16 protein-coding genes and 1 pseudogene are annotated in these 21,024 nt (G+C 40.7%); 15 read left to right on the forward strand and 2 right to left on the reverse strand.

Annotated features, from left to right (window positions below; genetic code table 11):
* Positions 1 to 31 precede the first annotated feature (31 nt).
* Positions 32 to 2,626: a GAF domain-containing protein gene (locus F8S12_RS20350; RefSeq protein ID WP_196517894.1), complete on the forward strand. Its 2,595-nt coding sequence runs from the start codon at positions 32 to 34 to the stop codon at positions 2,624 to 2,626.
* A 69-nt stretch (positions 2,627 to 2,695) separates the two neighbouring features.
* On the opposite strand, the gene F8S12_RS20355 is transcribed toward F8S12_RS20350, so the two are convergent.
* Complete coding sequence (locus tag F8S12_RS20355) at positions 2,696 to 2,959, reverse strand: DUF7219 family protein (RefSeq protein WP_331001420.1); 264 nt, start codon at positions 2,957 to 2,959, stop codon at positions 2,696 to 2,698.
* Between the two features lie 664 nt (positions 2,960 to 3,623).
* On the opposite strand from F8S12_RS20355, the gene purC reads away from it, so the two are divergent.
* The 13 genes and pseudogenes from purC (at position 3,624) to dnaB (ending at position 19,417) form a co-directional block, all read left to right on the forward strand.
* A complete protein-coding gene (purC, locus tag F8S12_RS20360) occupies positions 3,624 to 4,361 on the forward strand; it encodes a phosphoribosylaminoimidazolesuccinocarboxamide synthase (protein ID WP_196517896.1) in 738 nt (245 codons plus the stop codon).
* 174 nt (positions 4,362 to 4,535) lie between these two features.
* Positions 4,536 to 7,034 carry a BamA/TamA family outer membrane protein gene (locus tag F8S12_RS20365; RefSeq protein ID WP_196517897.1) on the forward strand — a complete coding sequence of 833 codons (2,499 nt, stop codon included), beginning with the start codon at positions 4,536 to 4,538 and terminating at the stop codon, positions 7,032 to 7,034.
* A 225-nt stretch (positions 7,035 to 7,259) separates the two neighbouring features.
* The gene (gene lpxC, locus F8S12_RS20370) at positions 7,260 to 8,114 is read left to right on the forward strand and encodes a UDP-3-O-acyl-N-acetylglucosamine deacetylase (protein ID WP_196517898.1); all 855 of its coding nucleotides are present in this window, start codon (positions 7,260 to 7,262) and stop codon (positions 8,112 to 8,114) included.
* 112 nt (positions 8,115 to 8,226) lie between these two features.
* On the forward strand, positions 8,227 to 8,757 hold the full coding sequence (gene fabZ / locus F8S12_RS20375; protein WP_196517899.1) for a 3-hydroxyacyl-ACP dehydratase FabZ: 531 nt from the start codon (positions 8,227 to 8,229) through the stop codon (positions 8,755 to 8,757).
* A 314-nt stretch (positions 8,758 to 9,071) separates the two neighbouring features.
* Positions 9,072 to 9,890: an acyl-ACP--UDP-N-acetylglucosamine O-acyltransferase gene (gene lpxA, locus F8S12_RS20380; RefSeq protein ID WP_196517900.1), complete on the forward strand. Its 819-nt coding sequence runs from the start codon at positions 9,072 to 9,074 to the stop codon at positions 9,888 to 9,890.
* Between the two features lie 156 nt (positions 9,891 to 10,046).
* Complete coding sequence (gene lpxB / locus F8S12_RS20385; protein WP_196517901.1) at positions 10,047 to 11,213, forward strand: lipid-A-disaccharide synthase; 1,167 nt, start codon at positions 10,047 to 10,049, stop codon at positions 11,211 to 11,213.
* Between the two features lie 28 nt (positions 11,214 to 11,241).
* Positions 11,242 to 11,493 (forward strand): annotated as a pseudogene (locus F8S12_RS20390) (DNA cytosine methyltransferase); the annotation flags it as partial.
* Positions 11,494 to 11,595: 102 nt separating this feature from the next.
* Positions 11,596 to 12,702: a tyrosine-type recombinase/integrase gene (locus F8S12_RS20395; protein WP_331001418.1), complete on the forward strand. Its 1,107-nt coding sequence runs from the start codon at positions 11,596 to 11,598 to the stop codon at positions 12,700 to 12,702.
* Positions 12,703 to 12,710: 8 nt separating this feature from the next.
* Complete coding sequence (locus tag F8S12_RS20400; RefSeq protein ID WP_196517902.1) at positions 12,711 to 14,147, forward strand: tyrosine-type recombinase/integrase; 1,437 nt, start codon at positions 12,711 to 12,713, stop codon at positions 14,145 to 14,147.
* Positions 14,132 to 15,970 carry a site-specific integrase gene (locus tag F8S12_RS20405; protein ID WP_230968154.1) on the forward strand — a complete coding sequence of 613 codons (1,839 nt, stop codon included), beginning with the start codon at positions 14,132 to 14,134 and terminating at the stop codon, positions 15,968 to 15,970. Before F8S12_RS20400 ends, F8S12_RS20405 begins: the two co-directional genes overlap by 16 nt.
* On the forward strand, positions 15,963 to 16,844 hold the full coding sequence (locus tag F8S12_RS20410) for a DUF6262 family protein (protein ID WP_196517903.1): 882 nt from the start codon (positions 15,963 to 15,965) through the stop codon (positions 16,842 to 16,844). The genes F8S12_RS20405 and F8S12_RS20410 overlap by 8 nt, the downstream gene beginning before the upstream one ends.
* Positions 16,834 to 18,111, forward strand: coding sequence for a DNA cytosine methyltransferase (locus tag F8S12_RS20415; RefSeq protein ID WP_196517904.1), 1,278 nt, complete (start codon positions 16,834 to 16,836; stop codon positions 18,109 to 18,111). The genes F8S12_RS20410 and F8S12_RS20415 overlap by 11 nt, the downstream gene beginning before the upstream one ends.
* Positions 18,104 to 19,417, forward strand: coding sequence for a replicative DNA helicase (gene dnaB / locus F8S12_RS20420; protein WP_196517905.1), 1,314 nt, complete (start codon positions 18,104 to 18,106; stop codon positions 19,415 to 19,417). The genes F8S12_RS20415 and dnaB overlap by 8 nt, the downstream gene beginning before the upstream one ends.
* A 126-nt stretch (positions 19,418 to 19,543) precedes the next feature.
* Here dnaB and F8S12_RS20425 read toward each other — a convergent pair whose 3' ends face one another.
* Positions 19,544 to 20,779 (reverse strand): hypothetical protein, encoded by a 1,236-nt coding sequence (locus F8S12_RS20425; RefSeq protein WP_230968155.1) that lies wholly within the window; start codon positions 20,777 to 20,779, stop codon positions 19,544 to 19,546.
* A 3-nt stretch (positions 20,780 to 20,782) separates the two neighbouring features.
* Here F8S12_RS20425 and F8S12_RS40795 point away from each other — a divergent pair.
* Positions 20,783 to 21,024 (forward strand): hypothetical protein (locus F8S12_RS40795; protein WP_230968156.1); only part of this gene is annotated, 242 nt, incomplete at its 3' end.

Raw genomic sequence — 21,024 nt, forward strand, 5'->3', positions numbered from 1 at the left:
TAAAATCTAAAATCTAAAATCTAAAATCTCCATGACACTCCCCAATCCTGGCAGCGTCTTGGCTACATTAACTGAACTTACTCAAGTTAATCGCACTCACGCCTTACTAGGTCGCGTTAAAGACTTATCTGTTAATGAATTTGTTTGCTTACTCGACTTCATAACCGCCGAGTTCCAGCAATTTCTCAGAGCCATTGAACTAATCAATAATGAAGCTCTAGAAACTATGTTGGAAAAGGTGCTAGAAGCTATCACACTCAAAATTGGTCAAATTCTCCAAGCAGAACATACAGCTATTTTTTTAGTTGACTATGACAAAGGTCAACTGTGGTCAAAAGTTCCCCAAGATAATACCCAAAAATTCTTAGAAATTCGTACTCCCATCACAGTGGGTATTCCTGGTCATGTTGCTAGTACAGGTCAATATCTAAATATATCTGAAACTTATACTCACCCCCTATTTAGCCCAGAACTTGAAAAACAAATGGGCTACAAAATCCACAATATTTTATGTATGCCTGTTATCAGTAGCAAAAACCAGACTGTAGCGGTAGTGCAACTCGCTAATAAAACTGGGAATATTCCGTTTAATCATGATGATGAAGAACGTTTTCGAGACTTTGCCGCTTCTATTGGGATTATCCTGGAAACTTGTCAATCTTTCTATGTAGCAGCTCGCAATCAAAGAGGTGTAACAGCTTTGTTACGGGCAACTCAGACATTGGGGCAAAGTCTGGATTTAGAAGCAACTTTGCAGATAGTCATGGAGCAAGCTCGAATTTTAATGCAAGCAGACCGTAGTACGCTGTTTTTGTATCGTAAAGAGATCAGCGAACTCTGGACAAAGGTAGCGACGGTGGATGGCACAAGCTTGATCGAAATCCGCGTTCCCGCTAACCGTGGCATTGCTGGCTATGTGGCTTCCACTGGTGAAGCCCTAAATATCTCCGATGCCTACAAAGACCCCCGCTTTGACCCGACTACAGATAGAAAAACTGGATATATAACTCGCAATATCCTATGTTTGCCAGTATTTAATTCTGCAAATGAATTGATTGGGGTCACGCAATTAATTAATAAGCAACAAAGCAGTTTTACTGCTTCTGATGAAGAATTTATGCGGGCTTTTAATATTCAGGCGGGAGTTGCTTTAGAAAATGCTCGCCTGTTTGAAAATGTGCTGATAGAAAAACAGTATCAAAAAGACATTTTACAAAGTCTGTCAGATGCAGTAATTTCTACAGATATGGCAGGACGGATTGTTACGATTAATGATGCGGCACTGGAGTTGCTGGGTTGTCCGAGAACAGACGCTAATAGCAAAAACAACAAGCTTTTGTGGGAACAAAATTTGATTGGCCGCCTAGTTTGGGAAGTTGTGCCGATTGAAAATCTCCAAATGCGACTAGAAGATAGTTTAAAAACTGGAGCTAAACATTATGTTCCAGAGCAAAGTTTGATAGTGGGACTATATCAAGTTATGAGTGAGGAGTTAGAAGTTAAAAGTGAGACTCAATACTCAAGACTCAGGACTCAGCATTCAATTTTAGCAGTACGCGATCGCACCAACCCCGATGTTTTCATTGCCTGGAATCTACCCCTCACTCCCCAATCTGAGTTTCTCACCTCTGATCAGGTGCAAAAATTAGAACGCAGTATCAATCTCACTGTTAATCCCCTAACTAACCCAGAAGGCAGTGTCAGAGGTGGTTTGGTGGTGTTGGAAGACATCACTCAGGAAAAACGGATGAAAACTACCATGTCCCGCTACCTAACGCCTCATGTAGCTGAACAAGTTATGGCACTGGGGGAAGATGCTTTAATGGTGGGTGAGCGGAAGGAAGTAACCATCTTGTTTTCTGATATTCGAGGTTACACAACACTTACCGAAAATCTCGGTGCAGCTGAGGTGGTATTGCTGCTCAATCAGTATTTTGAAACGATGGTGGAGGCGGTTTTTAACTATGAAGGCACTCTCGATAAATTTATTGGTGATGCCTTAATGGCAGTATTTGGTGCACCATTACCACTTACAGAAAATCATGCTTGGAAGGCAGTGCAATCAGCCTTAGACATGAGACGCCGCTTAGAGGAATTTAATCAGAGGCGAATTATCGAAGCGCAGCCACAAATTCGTATTGGCATTGGGATTAGTTCTGGCGATGTGGTTTCGGGTAATATTGGTTCCCGCAAACGCATGGATTACACCGTAATTGGGGATAGTGTAAATTTGAGTTCGCGCTTGGAAGCGGTAACTAAAGAATATGGTTGTGATATTCTCTTGAGTGAATTTACTTACCAATTGTGCAGCGATCGCATTTGGGTACGCCAGTTAGATAAAATTCGCGTTAAAGGCAAGCACCAGGCAGTGAATATTTACGAGCTAATTGGCGATCGCACTACTCCCCTTGATGCCAACACTCAAGAGTTTTTATTTCATTATCATACTGGACGAATAGCTTATTTATCGCGCAACTTCTCACAAGCGATCGCCTCTTTTCAAGCCGCCAAATGCATCCAACCCCAAGATCAAGCTGTTGATATCCACCTAGAACGGGCGCGTAATTACCAACAAGCCCCGCCCCCAAAGTCCTGGGATGGTATTTGGACAATGCTTACTAAATAGTCATGGAGCATTGGGCATGGGTTATTAATTCTTCTCCCCCTGCTCCCCTGCTCCCTGCTCCTTCAACCTTCAACCTTCAACCTCCCCCTGGTCATCCTGAAACGGGTCTTCGCCAATTCTTAGCTCTTTTTTTGAGCGTTTCAACTGTTTCCATAAATCCTTTATTTGTTCGTAAGCTTGACCTGGAGGCATTTTTCCACCTGTTTCTAAATTGCAAATGTAGCTTACTCGTTGGGCAAATTCCTGTAGATTCGCATTAAAAACCAAGTTTTCTGGCTTTACCTGACCGTAGTAGCGACCACGAGGGTAGAGAAAATCATCCTTATTCACTATTTTGTTCTCCAATTTATTCAACTCCCCTTCTGTTTTAATTTCTAAAGCTGAATCACTAGCTACCCTGATCTTTACTTTCGTCAGACTACGGCAAATCGAATCATCGAATTCCTTTTACAATTATTTATACGGGAATTGTTGCTTCAGATTTTCTGACTAGAGGACTAAGCTTGAAATACTTAACTGTAAATGTTACAAAAAAAGTTTATACTAAGGGACTAGAGAGAATGTTTGACTTTCCTCCCAGTTGTCAATTTATCTCATCTTAATTTATGAAGTTCAGATTGTAATTAACTTCAGTTGAAACCCTGAGCTACAAGCTATTAAAGCATATCCGTATGTGTTAGTAATTATTTGTGCAAAAATAATTACTAATTTTTTGAGGTCAAACTACTTAGGCAAACACACTATGCACAAAGTTAATTGTCCTCATATAAAAGTTAGAGATTTACAACTGAATCTTTAGCAACTTTCTACTGATCAGTGCCCAAAAAGAGGTAAAGGATTAAGTAGGGTAGAGGGGAAAATCTTCCTCTTTACCCAATTAACCGTGTCCCCGCATCCTCTTCAATAATCATCAATGGCTAATAGTTAAAAACTAAAGATAAAATGGTGAAGCCTCAAAGGACAACTTTTGTCCATCGCCTAGAACTTACCTGCCACCATGTCTGTTAATTCCAAGTTATACGAAGGCAAAGCGAAAATTCTTTACACAACGGACGATCCAGAAGTCTTGTTGGCGGATTTTAAGGACGACGCCACGGCGTTTAACGCCCAAAAGCGTGGCAGCATCCAAGGGAAAGGAATGATTAATTGTAGTATTTCCAGCCAACTTTTTAAACAGTTGGAGGCAAATGGTATAAAGACTCACTTTATCGACAGCCCTGCCCCGAATCAGATGCGGGTAAAGGCAGTAAAGATTTTACCCTTAGAAGTAGTTGTCAGAAATATTGCTGCTGGCAGTCTGTGTCAGCAAACAGGGTTACCACTGGGTAAGGTTCTGAAAAAGCCTTTGGTTGAGTTTTATTACAAAAATGATCCATTGGGAGATCCTTTATTGACAAGCGATCGCCTTTACCTACTAGAATTAGCAACTTTGGAACAAGTGGACGCAATTACACATCTAGCATTGGAAATCAACGAATTTCTTGGTAACTTTTGGCAGAGGTGCGGCATTACCCTAGTAGATTTCAAACTAGAGTTTGGTTTGGACTCACAACAGCAGTTGCTCTTGGCAGATGAAATTAGCCCCGACACCTGCCGTTTGTGGGATATTGCAGAAGAGGACTTAAACCGCCGGGTAATGGACAAAGACCGCTTTCGCCGGGACTTAGGGAACATAGAGGATGCCTACCAGGAGGTTTTACAACGAGTGCTAAAAGCAGTAGAAACGACAAGCTAAACAAGTAGAAACCAAAAGTTAAGAAGGAATTATATTTGACTTTTGCCTTTTACCTTTTGCCTTGTAAAGTAAAAAAGCAAAAGAAAAAAATTATGTTTTGAGTTTTACCTTTGGTATAAGGGCATTATTGCCTTGTGATGGTGTGTGTGGTCGTGAAGAGGAATCATAAGTAAAATGCGTTTATCTCCCGTATTGCTGGCAGTAGTAGCAATAACAGTCCCATTGGGTGGCTCACTAAGTGCAAATGCACAAACCGCCAACAGTTTAAAACAGACAACAGAAGTTTTGACATTAGGAACAAATCAGCAGCCAGAAAAAGACACTAGTCAGGGTGACTCTAGTGAAAATCTAGAATCTCGACCTAATTTCACAGGGGTTGCAGAGGCAGAACATCTTCAATCCCGCGTTGTTGCAGTTTACCCTACCAATCCAGCAGCGATGCCTGCGGCGGGCTACGCCTACGCAACTTCAGAGGTAATAGTACCAACCTCCACAGCACCAAAAACTGCACAAACCCCTCAAATAAATCCCAGCCCTACTCAACAGCCATCTCCCGCTCCAGACATTCCATTCCCAGATAGTCAGCAACGAACACCTACCCCAACTCCTGAGACTACTCCAGTCCCAGAAAATGTCAATCCACCGACAACCGAACCAGTATTACCGACAACTCCAGAACCATCTTCCGCTCCAGACATTCCATTCCCAGATAGTCAGCAACGAACACCTACCCCAAGCCCAGACGCTACTCCCAGTCCGCAGAATGCTAACCCGCCAACAACACCGGGAAATACTGAACCCAATGCAATCCCAGAAGCAAATGACCCCCGCGTGCTGGTGTCGGAAGTATTAGTTAGATCACAGGCTGGGCAACTATCACCAGAACTAGAAGACCAAGTTTACAAAGTAATCCGTACCCAACCAGGACGAACGACAACCCGCAGCCAACTGCAAGAAGATATTAACGCCATCTTTGGTACTGGTTTCTTCTCCAACGTCCAAGCAGCGCCAGAAGATACTCCCTTGGGAGTGCGAGTGAGCTTTGTTGTGCAGCCCAACCCCGTCCTCACAAAGGTCGAAGTCCAAGCCAATCCCGGCACTGGTGTTCCCTCCGTACTACCACCTAACACTGTAGATGAAGTCTTTCGCGAGCAGTATGGCAAAATCCTCAACTTGCGTGACTTGCAAGAAGCCATCAAGCAGTTAAACAAGCGTTATCAAGACCAAGGTTACGCGCTAGCAAACGTAATTGGAGCGCCCAAAGTCTCTGAAAACGGAGTTGTTACTTTGCAAGTAGCAGAAGGGGTGGTAGAGAATATCAGAGTCCGGTTCCGTAATAAAGATGGTCAGGAGACAGACGAGAAAGGACAACCGATTCGGGGACGGACACAGCCTTACATCATCACACGAGAATTGGAATTAAAGCCAGGACAAGTATTCAACCGCAACACGGTGCAAAAAGACCTACAGCGGGTATATGGATTGGGACTATTTGAAGATGTAAATGTCTCCCTTGACCCTGGTACTGACCCCAGCAAGGTGGATGTAGTAGTGAATGTAGCTGAACGCAGCAGTGGTTCTATTGCGGCTGGGGCAGGGATTAGTTCTGCTAGCGGACTTTTTGGCACAGTTAGCTATCAACAGCAAAACCTGAATGGCAGGAATCAAAAACTGGGTGCAGAAGTACAGGTGGGAGAACGAGAACTCCTGTTTGACGTGCGGTTTACCGACCCCTGGATTGCCGGAGATCCTTACCGGACTTCCTACACAACCAATCTTTTTCGCCGCAGTTCCATTTCGTTGATTTTTGATGGCAAAGATGAAGATATTAGAACCTTCAACCCAGATAATCTCACTAATACAGATTCTCAGGATCGCCCGCGCATTCTCCGTCTAGGTGGTGGTGTCACTTTTACCCGTCCCCTGTCCGCCAATCCCTACAAAAGTTCCGTATGGACAGCCTCAGCCGGTTTACAGTATCAACGAGTTTCCGCCCGTGATGCTGATGGCAATCTCAGAGAAACAGGAGCGGTGTTTGACGATAATGGTAACCGCACCAGTGATGAAATTCCTCTTAGCTTCTCTAACACGGGTCAAGACGATTTACTACTGTTGCAACTGGGGGCACAGCGCGATCTCCGTAATAACCCCCTGCAACCTACTAGCGGTTCTTATCTCCGGTTTGGAGTCGATCAGTCAGTCCCTATAGGACTAGGTAACATTTTTCTCACCCGATTGCGGGGTAGCTACAGCCAATATTTACCCATCAAGCTTATTAGTCTCAGCAAGGGGGCGCAAACCTTAGCATTTAACTTACAAGCCGGAACCATCGTTGGTGACTTGCCTCCCTACGAAGCCTTTACCATTGGCGGTAGCAACTCCGTTCGGGGTTATGAAGAAGGAGCATTGAGCAGTGGACGCAGTTATGTACAGGCATCTGTTGAATATCGGTTCCCAGTTTTTTCAGTAGTGAGCGGTGCACTATTTTTTGATGTCGGCAGTGATCTGGGAACTACTACCAGAGCAGCTGAAATACTGAACAAAAACGGCAGTGGTTTCGGCTATGGTGTCGGCGTTCGCGTCCAGTCTCCACTGGGGCCAATTCGGATTGACTATGGTATCAACGATGACGGTGATAGCCGGATTAATTTTGGTATTGGCGAAAGATTTTAATTTGTCATTAGTCAGTTGTCATTAGTCATTGGTCATTAGTGAATCACAAAGGACAACTGACAAAGGACAAATGACAATTAACTTTTTTGGATTAGCTTGCTAATTTTTACATTTACCTCAATACTGTTCCGATAAAGGGATTATTTGCATTTTTAGGAGAATATCAGGGATTCTACCAAAACAGACGATGAACAATAGTAAACGAAATATATTGACTTTTCGGCTATGCAACAGCACACTCTAGCAGCAGAAATCACCCAAACTGGAGTGGGACTGCATAGCGGTGTGAGTACCCAGGTGCGGATACTACCAACTGAAGCAGGAAGTGGGCGCTACTTTGTGCGGGTGGATTTACCGGATTTGCCGATAATTCCAGCCCAAGTTGCGGCGGTTAGCCAAACTGTTCTCTCAACTCAGTTAGGTAAGGGTGAGGTATGTGTTCGCACGGTAGAACATTTACTTGCAGCGCTTTCGGGTATGGGTGTGGATAACGCCCGCATTGAAATTGACAGCCCAGAAGTTCCACTTTTAGATGGTTCGGCAAAGGTGTGGACAACCAATATTGCTCAAGTTGGCTTAGTATCACAACTAGTTAACAACCAAGAATTTTTGGCTGTTAAAGAGCCAATATGGGTCTATCAAGGGGATGCTTTTGTATGTGCTCTCCCAGCGCCGGAAACCCGCTTTAGCTACGGTATTGATTTTGACTTGCCTGCTATAGGTAATCAATGGCATAGTTGGTCACCAACGGTTGAACTAGGAAACGCTTCTGCTAGCTTTGCTGCGGAAATTGCTCCTGCCCGGACTTTTGGCTTACTGCATCAAATTGAACATTTACAACAAACAGGTTTAATTAAAGGTGGGAGTTTGGATAATGCACTCATTTGTGGGCCAGATGGCTGGTTAAATCCACCATTAAGATTTGCAAATGAGCCAGTCCGTCATAAAATATTGGATTTAGTAGGAGATTTAAGTTTACTAGGAGCTTTTCCTATTGCTCATTTCTTAGCGTATAAAGCCAGCCACAATTTACACATTCAGCTGGCTCAGAAAATTTTAGATTTTGCGGAAAGTTGCTAGGAGACTTTCCAAGACGGATTTTAGATTGTATCTAAAGCCTAAAATTAAAATTTTTTAAGTATTTACACGCATAAGCACGCAACTTCCAGATTAAAAATCAACCACACGGCTCATGTCAATCCTTACCGAAGTTAATAGCATCAATGCGATCGCATCTACATCTACCGAACAAGATACTACAAATGAAACTACAATCACATCTGAGATTAAAACAACTTTTACATCTGAAGAAATTCAGAAACTGTTACCTCACCGCTACCCATTTCTACTTATAGATAAAATAAGGGACTACGTTCCAGGAAAACGAGCCGTGGGCATTAAAAATGTCACCGTCAATGAACCTCATTTTCAAGGTCATTTCCCTGGACGTTCACTGATGCCAGGAGTGTTAATTGTCGAAGCAATGGCACAAGTCGGAGGTATTGTCCTAACTCAAATGTCTCCGGTAGAGGGCGGACTATTCGTCTTCGCTGGTATCGATAAAGTCCGCTTTCGCCGCCAAGTTGTACCGGGAGATCAACTAGTAATGGCGGTGGAACTGTTATGGGTAAAACAACGTCGTTTCGGTAAGATGCGAGGTATTGCCGAAGTTGACGGTGAACTCGCTTGTGAAGGCGAATTAATGTTTTCTCTAATTAACTAAAAGTTTGCTTTCGTGGTATTCGCATAGCCGTGAAGTGCCCCGACTGAATCCTGAAAAAGGATTTCAGTGAAAAAAAATCCACAACAGCATCTTAATAATTTCTTGATTTTCGACGCCCTCTTTACGAGACGCACTCTCATTCACACTTAACTTGCTTTGCCCGACACTTTCGTTCACTGAAATACTTCACGCTCAACAATGCCAGTTGCCTCAATGGGACGGCAGCCGCTACGACTCTTTTAACCAGAGCAACGCGATGCCTCGAAAACTCCCGCACGGCGCTGGCTTATCAAGACAGTTCTGGAGATTCACCCTTGAAAACGCTTATTCATCCAACTGCTGTAATTCATCCTAAATCGGAACTCCACCATACAGTGCAAGTCGGTGCCTATGCTGTAATTGGAGCGCATGTCAAAGTGGGCCCTGAAACAATAATTGGCGCTCACGTAGTGTTAGAGGGGCCTTGTGAAATTGGGGCGCAAAATCAGATTTTTACAGGTGCAGCCATCGGTATGGAACCCCAGGATCTCAAGTTTGTAGGAGAACCAACCTGGGTCAAAATTGGCGATAACAACTTGATTCGTGAGTACGTTACCATTAACCGCGCTACTGGTGCCGGTGAAGCGACGGTAATTGGCGATGGGAATCTGCTGATGGCTTATGTTCATGTAGCTCATAACTGCGTGATTGAAGACCAGGTAGTGATTGCTAATTCTGTGGCGTTAGCAGGTCATGTCCATATAGAATCACGCGCTAGGCTGAGTGGGGTTTTAGGTGTCCATCAATTTGTACATATTGGTAGACACGCAATGGTAGGGGGCATGGCACGTATTGACCGGGATGTGGCTCCATATATGCTGGTGGAGGGAAATCCGGCGCGGGTGCGAACCCTAAACCTTGTCGGACTCAAACGGTCTGGGATAGACTCAGCAAATTTGCAATTGCTGAAAAAAGCTTTCCGCATTCTCTACCGCTCTGACTTGTTTTTTAAGGATGCCTTGGAGCAGCTGGAACTGTTAGGGGATAGCGAACAATTGCAGCATCTGCGTCGTTTCCTGCTACTTTCTCAGATGCCAGGAAGGCGTGGTTTGATTCCCGGTAAAGGGAAAAAAGGCGCGAGTGATGAGTTATGAATTAAATTTTTAAGTCCTAACTCCTAATACCCCCAGGCTTCTAGCTTGGGGGTACACAAACAAAGCCCGCCGACCTGGGCTAAACTACGTATTTTTATACATAAATAGTATAACTACTCACTCCTTACTGCTAATTTTTAGTAACACAATTATCAAATGCGGATATTCATCAGCACTGGCGAAGTCTCTGGCGATTTGCAAGGGTCGCTGCTAATTACAGCACTGAAGCGTCAAGCTGTGGCGATTGGGTTGGAATTAGAAATTTTGGCGCTGGGTGGAGAAAAAATGCTAGAGGCTGGGGCAATACTACTGGGAAATACGAGTAGTATTGGCTCAATGGGGATTTTAGAAAATCTACCTTATATTTTGCCAACTATTCGTGTGCAACGTCAGGCGATCGCTTCCCTAAAACAAAATCCACCTGATTTAGTGGTGCTGATTGATTATATGAGTCCCAATATAGGAATTGGGACTTATATGAAACAGCAATTACCAGATGTGCCTGTGGTATATTATATTGCTCCCCAAGAGTGGGCTTGGTCATTAAGTTTGCGTAGGACTAACAGAATTGTTAGCTTTACAGATAAGCTGCTGGCAATCTTTCCACAAGAAGCCCGTTACTTTCGGGAGAAAGGCGCAAAAGTTATTTGGGTAGGGCATCCTTTGGTTGACCGAATGCAGGACGCTCCTAGTCGAGAAGCAGCCCGTGCAGCACTGGGGATTGCAGCAGAACAAATTGCGATCGCACTCCTTCCCGCTTCTCGCCGCCAAGAATTAAAATATCTTTTACCAGTAATTTTTCAAGCTGCCCAAATTATTCAAGCTAAATTACCTGAAGTTCATTTTTGGATTCCCCTGTCTTTAGAAATCTTTAGACAACCAATTGAAGAGGCAATTGAGCGTTACGGTTTGCGAGCTACAGTTTTATCAGGTCAACACAAAGAAGTTTTTGCAGCTGCTGACTTAGCCATTAGCAAATCTGGTACTGTCAACTTAGAACTTGCCCTGTTCAACGTGCCGCAAGTTGTAGTTTACCGTCTAAGTTCCCTGACTGCGTGGATAGCTCGTAAAATCCTCAAAGGTTCTATAACCTTCGCATCGCCACCCAATTTAGTAGTGATGAAGCCGATTGTGCCGGAATTTTTACAAGAGCAAGCCACACCAGAGAATATTATCCAAGCGGCGATGGAACTGCTGCTTAATCCCATTCGCAGACAGCAAACTTTGCTAGATTATGAAGAAATGCGGCAGAATTTGGGAGAAATTGGAGTGTGCGATCGCGCTGCTCTAGAAATTTTGCAAATGCGACCAAATAATTCGTAATTCGTATTAGATTGTCATGGCTCATGAGATGAGAAAACAACGAGCGATCGCAGTTGATTTGTTTGCCGGTGCGGGCGGTATGACTCTCGGCTTTGAGCAAGCCGGTTTTGATGTGCTGGCATCTGTGGAAATTGACCCCATCCACTGTGCAACACATGAATTTAATTTCCCTTTTTCCTCAGTGTTATGTAAAAGTGTTGTGGATACAACTGGGGAAGAAATTAGGAATCGGTCTGAGATTGGCGATCGGGAAATTGATGTGGTAATTTGTGGCTCACCTTATAACAACAACAATTTTATATTACATAATATAGATAAACAACAACAAATAGCTTATTCTTCATGGTAAAGTTACTAAAGTAAAACTTCCACGATGTAGAAAGTGATAAAGCTAGAAAGAGCAATTGATCCTCAAACAGAGGAAAAATTTTGCTGTGTATTTGACACAGACACTTGCTTGCCAATAGAACCAATCCAGCGATACTTAAACTACTGCCGTAAGCGTCAATTAGCAGCTAATACCGTTAACACCTATGCTTGCCGATTAGTAGATTTCTGGCAGTGGCTAGAATATAAATCTCTTAGCTGGCAAGATGTAGGACTCCAAGAACTGGCTGATTTTGTCAACTGGTATCTCCTTGGTGGCGAAGTAGAAGTCATCTCTGAAGAAGTACGTGAAATAGTTTCCAAACGTAGCCCAAAAACAGTCAATCAAGCAGTTACAGCTATACAAGGACTCTATGAATTCCACATTGTAGAAGATAGAATTGACGAAAAACTTTTTACCAAATTGGTTCATGGATGGGGCAAACGAGGTGGCTTCTTACGAGGCATAGTTAAAAACACCCCAGAAAAACGCAAACGGATTAAAGTAAAAGAGCCAAAAATATTCCCTGGTTGTCTGACCGACGAACAAGTAGGTCAACTAGCAAATGCCTGTTACAGCTACAGAGACAGGCTGATAGTCATGCTACTGAGAGAAACGGGAATACGGAGAGGAGAATTATTAGGCTTACATTTAGTAGACGTACAGGACTTTGATACTAGAGGAAGAATTAGAGTTGTAAGGCGGGACAATAATCCCAATGACGCAATAGCTAAAGGCACAGAAAGAGAAATACCAGTCCTTCATAACAGAGAGGCGGTTCAAGAAACTTTTCATGCTTATCTATTAGAAGAATATCCCTCAGAAGCAGAAAAACTCGGACATGGGATGCTGTTCGTTAATTTGGATGCCAAGTATATTGGAAAACCCATGACCAGTGCAAGATTAAATAGTCTGTTTTATCAACTAAAAGATAGAACAGGAATTGAAGCACATCCTCATTTATTCAGGCATACTTTCGCTACTAGGTTGCTTCAAGCTGGTTATGCCGATCATTTTGTACAGCAACTATTAGGGCATAGTTCAATTGCGACTACTAAAGATATTTATTCTCATGTACTGAATGAAATGAATCTAGATGCTTATTTAGTAGCAGATGAGTAAGAATAATTATGTTAATTCTAGAAGTATTAAAAGAACGACTAATAAAATCTGAATTAGGTCAAGAATGGATAAAAAATCCTCTTTTATCTCAGGATATTTGGTTTCTTGAAAAACTTGGCTATACCGAAGAAGAATGCAAAAGAGGAAAACAGAAAAATATTTATTTTGATGGTTTTTCATTATCTTGGCTAAAGTTGCTAACGAAATTAACAGTTTTAGCTACTATTAGACAAAAACTTTCATTAAATACTGCTATTCATCGAATTACCTACTTAAGGCAGTTAGATGAGTTTTTATTAATTAAAGGCTATAGTCAACCAGAAGATTTAACAGATACTTTATTGCGAGAGTATGTATCTCAAAGAACGACAAGATATCGTCAAGATTGCATAGCTTATGCAGTAAGACTATGGGATGAAGAGGGATGGGTGAAATTAAGTTATACTCACATTAAAATTAAAAAAAAGTTACCTAAAATTGAGACAATTCCAGAAGAAGTTCTTTATCAAATTTACAATAAGTTCGATCTTTTTCCAGCGCCACTAGAAAGGTTATTTAGACTACAGCTTGTTTTAGGATGCCGTATCGGAGAAATGCTCAGGATGCCTCGCCAATGTTTGAAGCAAGAAGGTAATAAGTTGTTTCTGCTGCGTTGGATAGAGAAACGTAAACAATGGCGATTCTATGAAATTCATCATTTGGTAGCTGAATTGGTTCGAGAACAACAGAAATTTTTAGATTTTGAATTGGGGGCTGACTCCAAATTTGATAATTTATTTTGTAAAGTTGATGTTTCAACTCATCATTCTAGAGGAAGATTTAAAGTAGAGCCAGTTTATCAACCAGAAATTCTAACTTATCCAGGAATCGCATATTGGTTAAAAGATTTTCGAGAAGAAGCAGACCTTAAAGATAAGTACGGTAATAAGTTTGAACTTACCAGCCATCATTTTCGCCGTACTAAAGCTAGCATCATGGCTTATTGTGACGCAGAAGATGAATATATTGCTGCGGTTTTAGGTCATGGTTCTTTAGATATGTTGCCACATTATCGTAAGCGTTCTTTAGAGCGATTGGAGAAAGAAGCTAATTCTAAAGGTTATGTTGATAAGTATGGTCAAGTTAGTAGCTTTAAACCTAGAAAACGTAGATACGAAAAACTAGCTGAAATTTTGAAAGTTAGCACTCCGCTAGGAGAATGCCATCGACCAATTATATTAGGTGATTGCGAGTCTCGTTATGCCTGTCTGAGTTGCGATCACCATCGAGTCACTTTAGAAGATAAAACTAAGTTAGAAGCTGATTGCGAAAGCTTATACCAAGACTTACAAAAAGCAAAAGTTGTAGGGCAAGAAAGAAGAATCACTGAAATTAATAGATTATTAGATTTGCTTAAAATCCGATTAAGAGGATTGGAAGAACTACAAAATTGGAAAATGAAATAAATACAATGCATCAACATAAATCTAAGCAAATTTCCCTTCATCCTACTTTATATGACCAATTAGAAGTAGATTGGAAAAAAGAGTATCAAGGTGAATTTATTTGCCCCAACTGTCATAAAACCAACCTTCATAAAACATCGTATAAAGAAGGTGCAATATGTAAACTTAGATTTAAATGTACTACTTGTAATAAATTTATACCCCTGACTTGCCGAGTTCCTGCCTTTATCTACAACTACCGCTCTGATATAGAATGTCCCAACCCACTTTGTACTCAATTAGGACATGATAGGCAAAAAGGATGGATATATAGAATAAGAAATATATATGAACAGTATAAATGTCGCTTTTGCGAGACTAAGTTTGATCCTAATTCAACTTTTTACTCAAGTTGGGTTAGGAGCCAAAAAAAAGATAAATTGTTACCTTTTTGCATTGATGATGATATTTGGGATTTAAGGCATTTCTATGATAACCCTTCTCCACAAACAATTAATTTTCAAAATAAATTACCACACTGGTACATTTTAGAAGTAAAAAAATATCTGCAATATCTACTAAATTCAAAAGCATATTCTTCTCCATCTGGAGTGAGACATACTCTAACAAATTTAAAACAATTTGGACATATTATAGAAAAGAATAAAATCAAACAAACTGCTGATATCAGTCGCGAATCTGTACTAAGTTTTTTAGATAGTTATAAGGATTGTAATAACAAATCTATCAATCATAAACTGAGATATCTAAAAAATTTTTTTGAATGGTTAGAACTTGATGCATCACACTTAATTCGTAGCCGTGATTACCTCAAAGAAATAAAAAATGATGCTGACTGGCTAGATGAATTAACGCGCACATCTATTAAAGAACACTTGTCGAAAATTCCTAAACCTATTGCTTGCTATTACTTGGTACAGGAGTATACTGCTGCTCGTCCAGTAGACATTTGCCAATTGATATTTGATTGCTTAATAGAGGAAAATGGCAAATGGTATATCAAATTTTATCAACAGAAAACTAAGCGATGGCATCAAATACCTGCCACTCGTGAAATTAGGCAATTAATTGAAGAACAACAGCAATGGATAAGACAAACCCTCGGATCAGAATATTCATATCTGTTTTGTAATTTCAGGAATGTAAGATATGAGGCTTACCCTACTTTTACTAGTATGAAGCCTCTACCGCAACGACCTCATTTAAATATAGGCGGAAATAAGATGGTATGCATTATCCGTTTACTGATAGAAAAAGAAGACATCCGTGATGCAAACGGACAAAGACCTCACTTTGTAGGTAAAATCACTCGTCATAATAGATTACAAGAAATACGAGTAAAACATGGTATTGAAGCTGCTCAACTTTATGCTGACCATGTTAGAAGTACTACTACTTTTCAAAACTATACACCTCCTACTAGAGAACAAGTAGCAGCAGTAGACTTGCCTTTTCAGGAACTGTTAATGAATCGCGATAATAAGTTCCTCCCTTGGCAATCTTTGCCAGAAAGCCTACTCAACAACCCTAAAGCACACGAACTCGATCTCGAAATTGCTCCACGCTTAGTGGTCTATGGACACTGTGCCCTCGACCCGAAAACGCCCTGTCCTGTTAATCTTTATCCCAAATGCTATGGCTGTTCCAGTTTTCGTCCTAGCACTGCTAAATTACCTCTCTACGAACGCCAGTATGAAGGAGAACAACAAAGACTAACTCAAGCAGAACTAGCAGGTGCAGAATTAGCAAAAGAAGAAGCCAAAGCCACTATCGAGGCAATGGATAAATGGCTAACAGAACTAAAAAATTTAGCAAATGGCTAAAAATCATAATCGCGATAAACAAGCTGAAGTTCTGCGTCGTACTCAAGCTCAAAGAAAGGAACAAAAAAAAGAGCAAGTATTAAAAGCTATTCAAGAAATACTTGCTCAAAAACAGCCATTGACATTTGCAAATATTGCTAATGTTGCTGGCTGTTCTATTTCTTATCTATACAAATGGGATGAGATTAAGGCATATATCCACGACATTCAACATGAAAAGGAGACTCAATTAAATCCCTTAGAAGAAAAAGACCCAAGACCCCATAGCCTTAAAACTCTACATGAAGTTGCCAGACAAAGAATTAGACAACTGGAAGCTGAGATTAGGGAACTCAAACATCAGAATGAAAAACTCAAAGGTCATGTCGCAGAAATCTACGAACTTAGAGATGAGTGCGATCGCCTCCGATCGCAGTTACGAGAGAAAGCTTCTACTAACTCATCAACAAAGATAGTTCCCATAAGAATAAATCAATCTGAGACAAGTTCCTCTACAACTAATATACATAGGCCCAGCGAAGTTGATGCTGCTGATATTCAACCAGAAGACTCTGATATCTTTCAATTAATTTACGAAATGGGGGTTAAGGTAAATTCAAAGCTAAAGCAGGAAATAGCAAATCGTGAATATCATAAAGTTAAGTTATCAATTGAAGCTTTTCAGGAATATTGTAGTAAAACTGATGTAGAGAATCCTGCTGCTTGCCTACTAACAATGATACGTGACGAAGCAAAGCCTAATATCGTAGAAAAATCGACACCTCAACCATCAAATCAACCTTCAGTAATTATGAAACATAATCAGAAAAAATTAATTTCTCAGGATCAGCTCAAACAACTTAGCAGGTTATTTAACGAAAAGAATGAAGAATAGGCTAAAAAGACCAATAGCAATAGATTTATTTGCTGGTGCAGGAGGGCTAAGTTTAGGATTTGAGCAAGCTGGATTTGATGTGAAAGCTGCTGTTGAAATCGATCCAGTTCATGCTGCTGTTCATAAGTTTAATTTTCCTTATAGCGTAGTATTACCTTGTTCGATAACTGAGTTATCAGGGAAAGATATTCGAGAAAGAACTGGAATTGGTAATCAAAATATAGAAATTATAATCTCTGGATCACCCTGTCAAGGGTACTCCTACATGGGTCGCCGAGCATTAGACGACCCCAGAAATTTTTTAGTAAAAGATTTTGTAAGAATAGTTTTAGAGCTAAAGCCTTCTTATTTTGTTTTTGAGAACGTCAAAGGTTTGACGATTGGCGAACATAAATGCTTTCTACATGAACTAATCGAAATTTTTAGTAATAATAATTATCAAATACTTTTACCTTGGAAAGTTATTAATGCTGCTTATTATGGAATACCACAAAAGAGAGAGAGACTATTTCTCATTGGCGCAAAAAAAGGTTTTATCTTGCCTGAGTATCCTGCTCCATGTAGCCAACTACCTTCTGCGAAGTTAGTCAATGCTATTTTACCTCTTACCCCATCTTGTTGGGATGCCCTCAAAGATTTACCAGAAGCAGAAGAATTTGAGGAATTACTATATAGTGATTGTGTAGAAACGGAACAATGGAGCAATCCGAGCAACTATGGGCGAGAAATGAGATGTTTAGATGATAGGAGTTGGCATTTTGGCTATAGAAGAAATTGGAATCCTTTGCTTTTGACTTCGAGCATAAGAACTAATCATTCGCAAATCTCACGAGATAGATTTCATGCCACGGAACAGGGAAAGAAAGAACCTATTTCTCACTTTTTCAAGTTGGCAGAAAATGGCATAGCCAACACCTTAAGGGCAGGAACTGATGCTGCTCATGGCTCACACACATCTCCAAGACCTATTCATTACAGTAGACCTCGCTGTATTACTGTGCGAGAAATGGCACGATTACATGGATTTCCTGATTGGTTTCGTTTTCACATCACAAAATGGCATGGTGCGAGACAGGTAGGAAATTCAGTTCCGCCACCTTTGGCGAGAGCAATTGGTGCAGAAATTATGAAATGTTTGGGAATGAATCCAACTACTCCTGAAGATGTTTTTGATCTGGGAGATCCCAAAGTTTTATCAATGAATATCAAACAAGCTACAAATTATTGGCACTTTCTTATAGCGAATAAACATATTATAAATGTCTAATAGTAATCAATTTCTAGGAAACGTCGAAGCAGAAGAAGCTATATTGGGGGGTATCTTACTCGACCCAAATGCTATCAGTGTAGTTGCTGATATTCTTCCTTTAGAGGCTTTTTGTACTCATGGTAATCAACAAATTTATAGAGCAGCTTTAGAGCTATATCAAAATGATAAACAAACAGATTTAATAGCTGTTTCTACTTGGTTATTAGACCATAAATTATTAGAAAAAATAGGAGGGAATAATAAACTATGCCAACTTCTAACTCGTACTGTATCAGCAATAAATATAGACCATTATGCTGCATTAGTATTGGATAAATATCAACGCCGTCAATTAGTAGTAATAGGACATAGGATAGTAGATTTAGGATGTGATACGAGCATCGAATTAGAACAGGTACTTGAGCAATCTGAACAACAACTATTTAGTCTTACAACTAACAAGAAAGCTAAATTTCAACCTAAACCCATTAATGAGTGTTTAGCTAATATCTTGAATAAGATAGAGCAAGGTTCATCTCCTGCTTATCCTACGGGTTTAGCAGACTTAGATGCTCTCATTGGTGGCTTAATTAAACAAGACTTAATTGTGGTTGCTGCTAGACCATCTATCGGTAAAAGCTGGTTCGGCTGTTATCTGGCTAATTATATTGCAAGCAGTGTTCAGAAGCCAGTATTGTTCTTTAGTGCAGAGATGTCTGAGGAACAACTGGCTAAAAGATTTCTCTCTATGCACACAGGCATTGATTCCCAAAGGCTCATGCACAATCAAATTTATGAGGAAGAATATGATTCTCTAATAAAAGGTTTATCTAATCTAGCTGAACTCCCTATTATCATTGATGATACTCCTGCGGGTGAATTAACTCCCACTAAAATTCGTTCTGCACTTCGTAGGATAGAATCTGAAAGAGGAGAGTTAGGATTAGTGGTATTAGACTACATTCAAAAGCTTGGAGATAGAGCAGCAGGAAATCGAGCGCAAGCCATTGGTAAATATTGTGGTGCTTGTAAGGATATTGCTAAAACCTTTAATGTCCCATTTGTAGTTCTAGCTCAAATCAATCGTGGTGTAGAAAGTCAAAGTAATAAACGTCCTTCTATGGCTGATATTAAGGACTCTGGCGATATTGAACAGGATATGGATGTAGGGCTGCTTCTTTATCGAGATGAATATTATGATTCTAATACCCCAGACAAAGGTGTAATGGAGATTAGCGTAGCAAAGAATCGAAATGGTGCTACTGGAGTTTGTAAAGTGCTTTTTGATGGTAGCATCGGAGAAATTCGTAATATAACAGTTTGATTTAAAATAAATAATTCACTTAAACTACCTGTGTTAATACCCCATAACTTAAATCATTTGCTGAATTAAAAAATCCTGTGTGGGTTATTGGGTGAGAAATATTGCAGGAGTATGCTAGTTAAACTGTTAGCCAGTACTTTCAGTTGGAACGAAACTCAGGGTTTGCTCAATTGATTTCAACGCTGATTGAATATCTCCACTCAGTGCATCTGCCTCAACTTTAATCACAGTCACACCCTTCCCAATTTCCGTCAGAGATTTTTTGATAGTTCTGATTCGTCCCAAAGCTGTGCGGATTTGCTGAATCTGTTGTTCAACAGCAGTCACATCCAGCTCTGATTCAAAGGTACGCAATTTATTTAACCTTTGCTGGATCACCAAAAAGCGGATAGCAATAATTAAAAATGGATGGGTTGTAGCGATCCAATAACCCGACTCAGAAACTCCCTCTGCCCAATCACCGATTTCCTGCGCTAATCCCTCACGCGAATAACTTAAAAAAATTGCCGAATTTGCAGAACGCCGCACCATTGCTGACTGTAAATGTTGAGTGATTGCTTGGCGACCAAAAGGTTTTGAGGGTCGTTTTCTAGCTTCAATCACTATTGACAGTTCAATTACAGCTAACGATTTACTGGTGAACTTTACGAGAATATCGCCAGTATCTCCATCACGGCCAATATGCTCCACCTCTACACCACTCAATTTTGACCAATTTCGCAGTTCGACAACCACTAATTCCTCAAAGTTGATGCCTTTTGCAGTTGTCTGCTCAAGTACTTGTTGTGTCACCTGTTGATCTCGAATTTCTCTGGTCAGCTTTTCCACTTGTTCGGTTAATGGTTTGACAGACTCAGAAACCACATCTTTAACTGCCGCAGCCAAAGTACCATTTTCCTTAGTGGCATTTATTAATGCTGCTTTAAATGCGCCTTGAATGGAATCAGAGCGTTTAGCATCTAATAGTTGACGTAATGAAGAGAGAAAGCGGCCAACAACAGAAGTTTCTCTGGCGGGGTCTATTTCCTGTGTAAGCAAAGTGCTGACACTATTGAGTTTTTCATTGAGGATGGCTGAAGTGAGATTAATTTGAGTTTGGAGTGGAGCTAATAATTGGCCATTCTCTGTCCCTACTTGATTAACTAATTCCTGCTGGAAAGACTCTGCAATTACTTTGACCGACCGCTGAAACTCCACCAATAAAGATTCCATCTGCTGCTTAATTAATTCGTTGCCATGACGAGTTTGAGCAGTTTGTAAGCAAAGAAATCCTAACTCAAAAGCATCCAGGCAAATATCCTCGTATTCTGACTGGGGAAATTGTTGTAAGTAGCTGATGGCATTTTTAAGAGGGATTGCCAAGCGATGAATCAGGACATGGTTTTGTGTCAATTCAATACTGGAGGGCAGGTAATAGGAGTCATTGCTGGAGCGGTTCATGGAGCAGTGGGTAGGCTGGTGACGATAAATTGCACCCTACTACCTATTTTTTACGTCAGTCAAGGTGATGAAGAAAAGTTTTGTCAATTTGCAAAAACTGAAGGATTAATTCGGGTATTGAGGATTATGCCACTGTTCCAACAGAGGATGAATTACTTCGGCGTTGG

The organism is Nostoc sp. WHI, from assembly GCF_015714725.1.
Classification (GTDB): Bacteria; Cyanobacteriota; Cyanobacteriia; order Cyanobacteriales; family Nostocaceae; genus Nostoc.

Bases quoted from the DNA above. Each gene is read 5' to 3' on its own strand.
- F8S12_RS20350 (WP_196517894.1), top strand. From the start codon at position 32: ATGACACTCCCCAATCCTGGCAGCGTCTTGGCTACATTAACTGAACTT.
- purC (WP_196517896.1), top strand. From the start codon at position 3,624: ATGTCTGTTAATTCCAAGTTATACGAAGGCAAAGCGAAAATTCTTTAC.
- F8S12_RS20365 (WP_196517897.1), top strand. From the start codon at position 4,536: ATGCGTTTATCTCCCGTATTGCTGGCAGTAGTAGCAATAACAGTCCCA.
- lpxC (WP_196517898.1), top strand. From the start codon at position 7,260: ATGCAACAGCACACTCTAGCAGCAGAAATCACCCAAACTGGAGTGGGA.
- fabZ (WP_196517899.1), top strand. From the start codon at position 8,227: ATGTCAATCCTTACCGAAGTTAATAGCATCAATGCGATCGCATCTACA.
- lpxB (WP_196517901.1), top strand. From the start codon at position 10,047: ATGCGGATATTCATCAGCACTGGCGAAGTCTCTGGCGATTTGCAAGGG.
- F8S12_RS20400 (WP_196517902.1), top strand. From the start codon at position 12,711: ATGTTAATTCTAGAAGTATTAAAAGAACGACTAATAAAATCTGAATTA.
- F8S12_RS20410 (WP_196517903.1), top strand. From the start codon at position 15,963: ATGGCTAAAAATCATAATCGCGATAAACAAGCTGAAGTTCTGCGTCGT.
- F8S12_RS20415 (WP_196517904.1), top strand. From the start codon at position 16,834: ATGAAGAATAGGCTAAAAAGACCAATAGCAATAGATTTATTTGCTGGT.
- dnaB (WP_196517905.1), top strand. From the start codon at position 18,104: ATGTCTAATAGTAATCAATTTCTAGGAAACGTCGAAGCAGAAGAAGCT.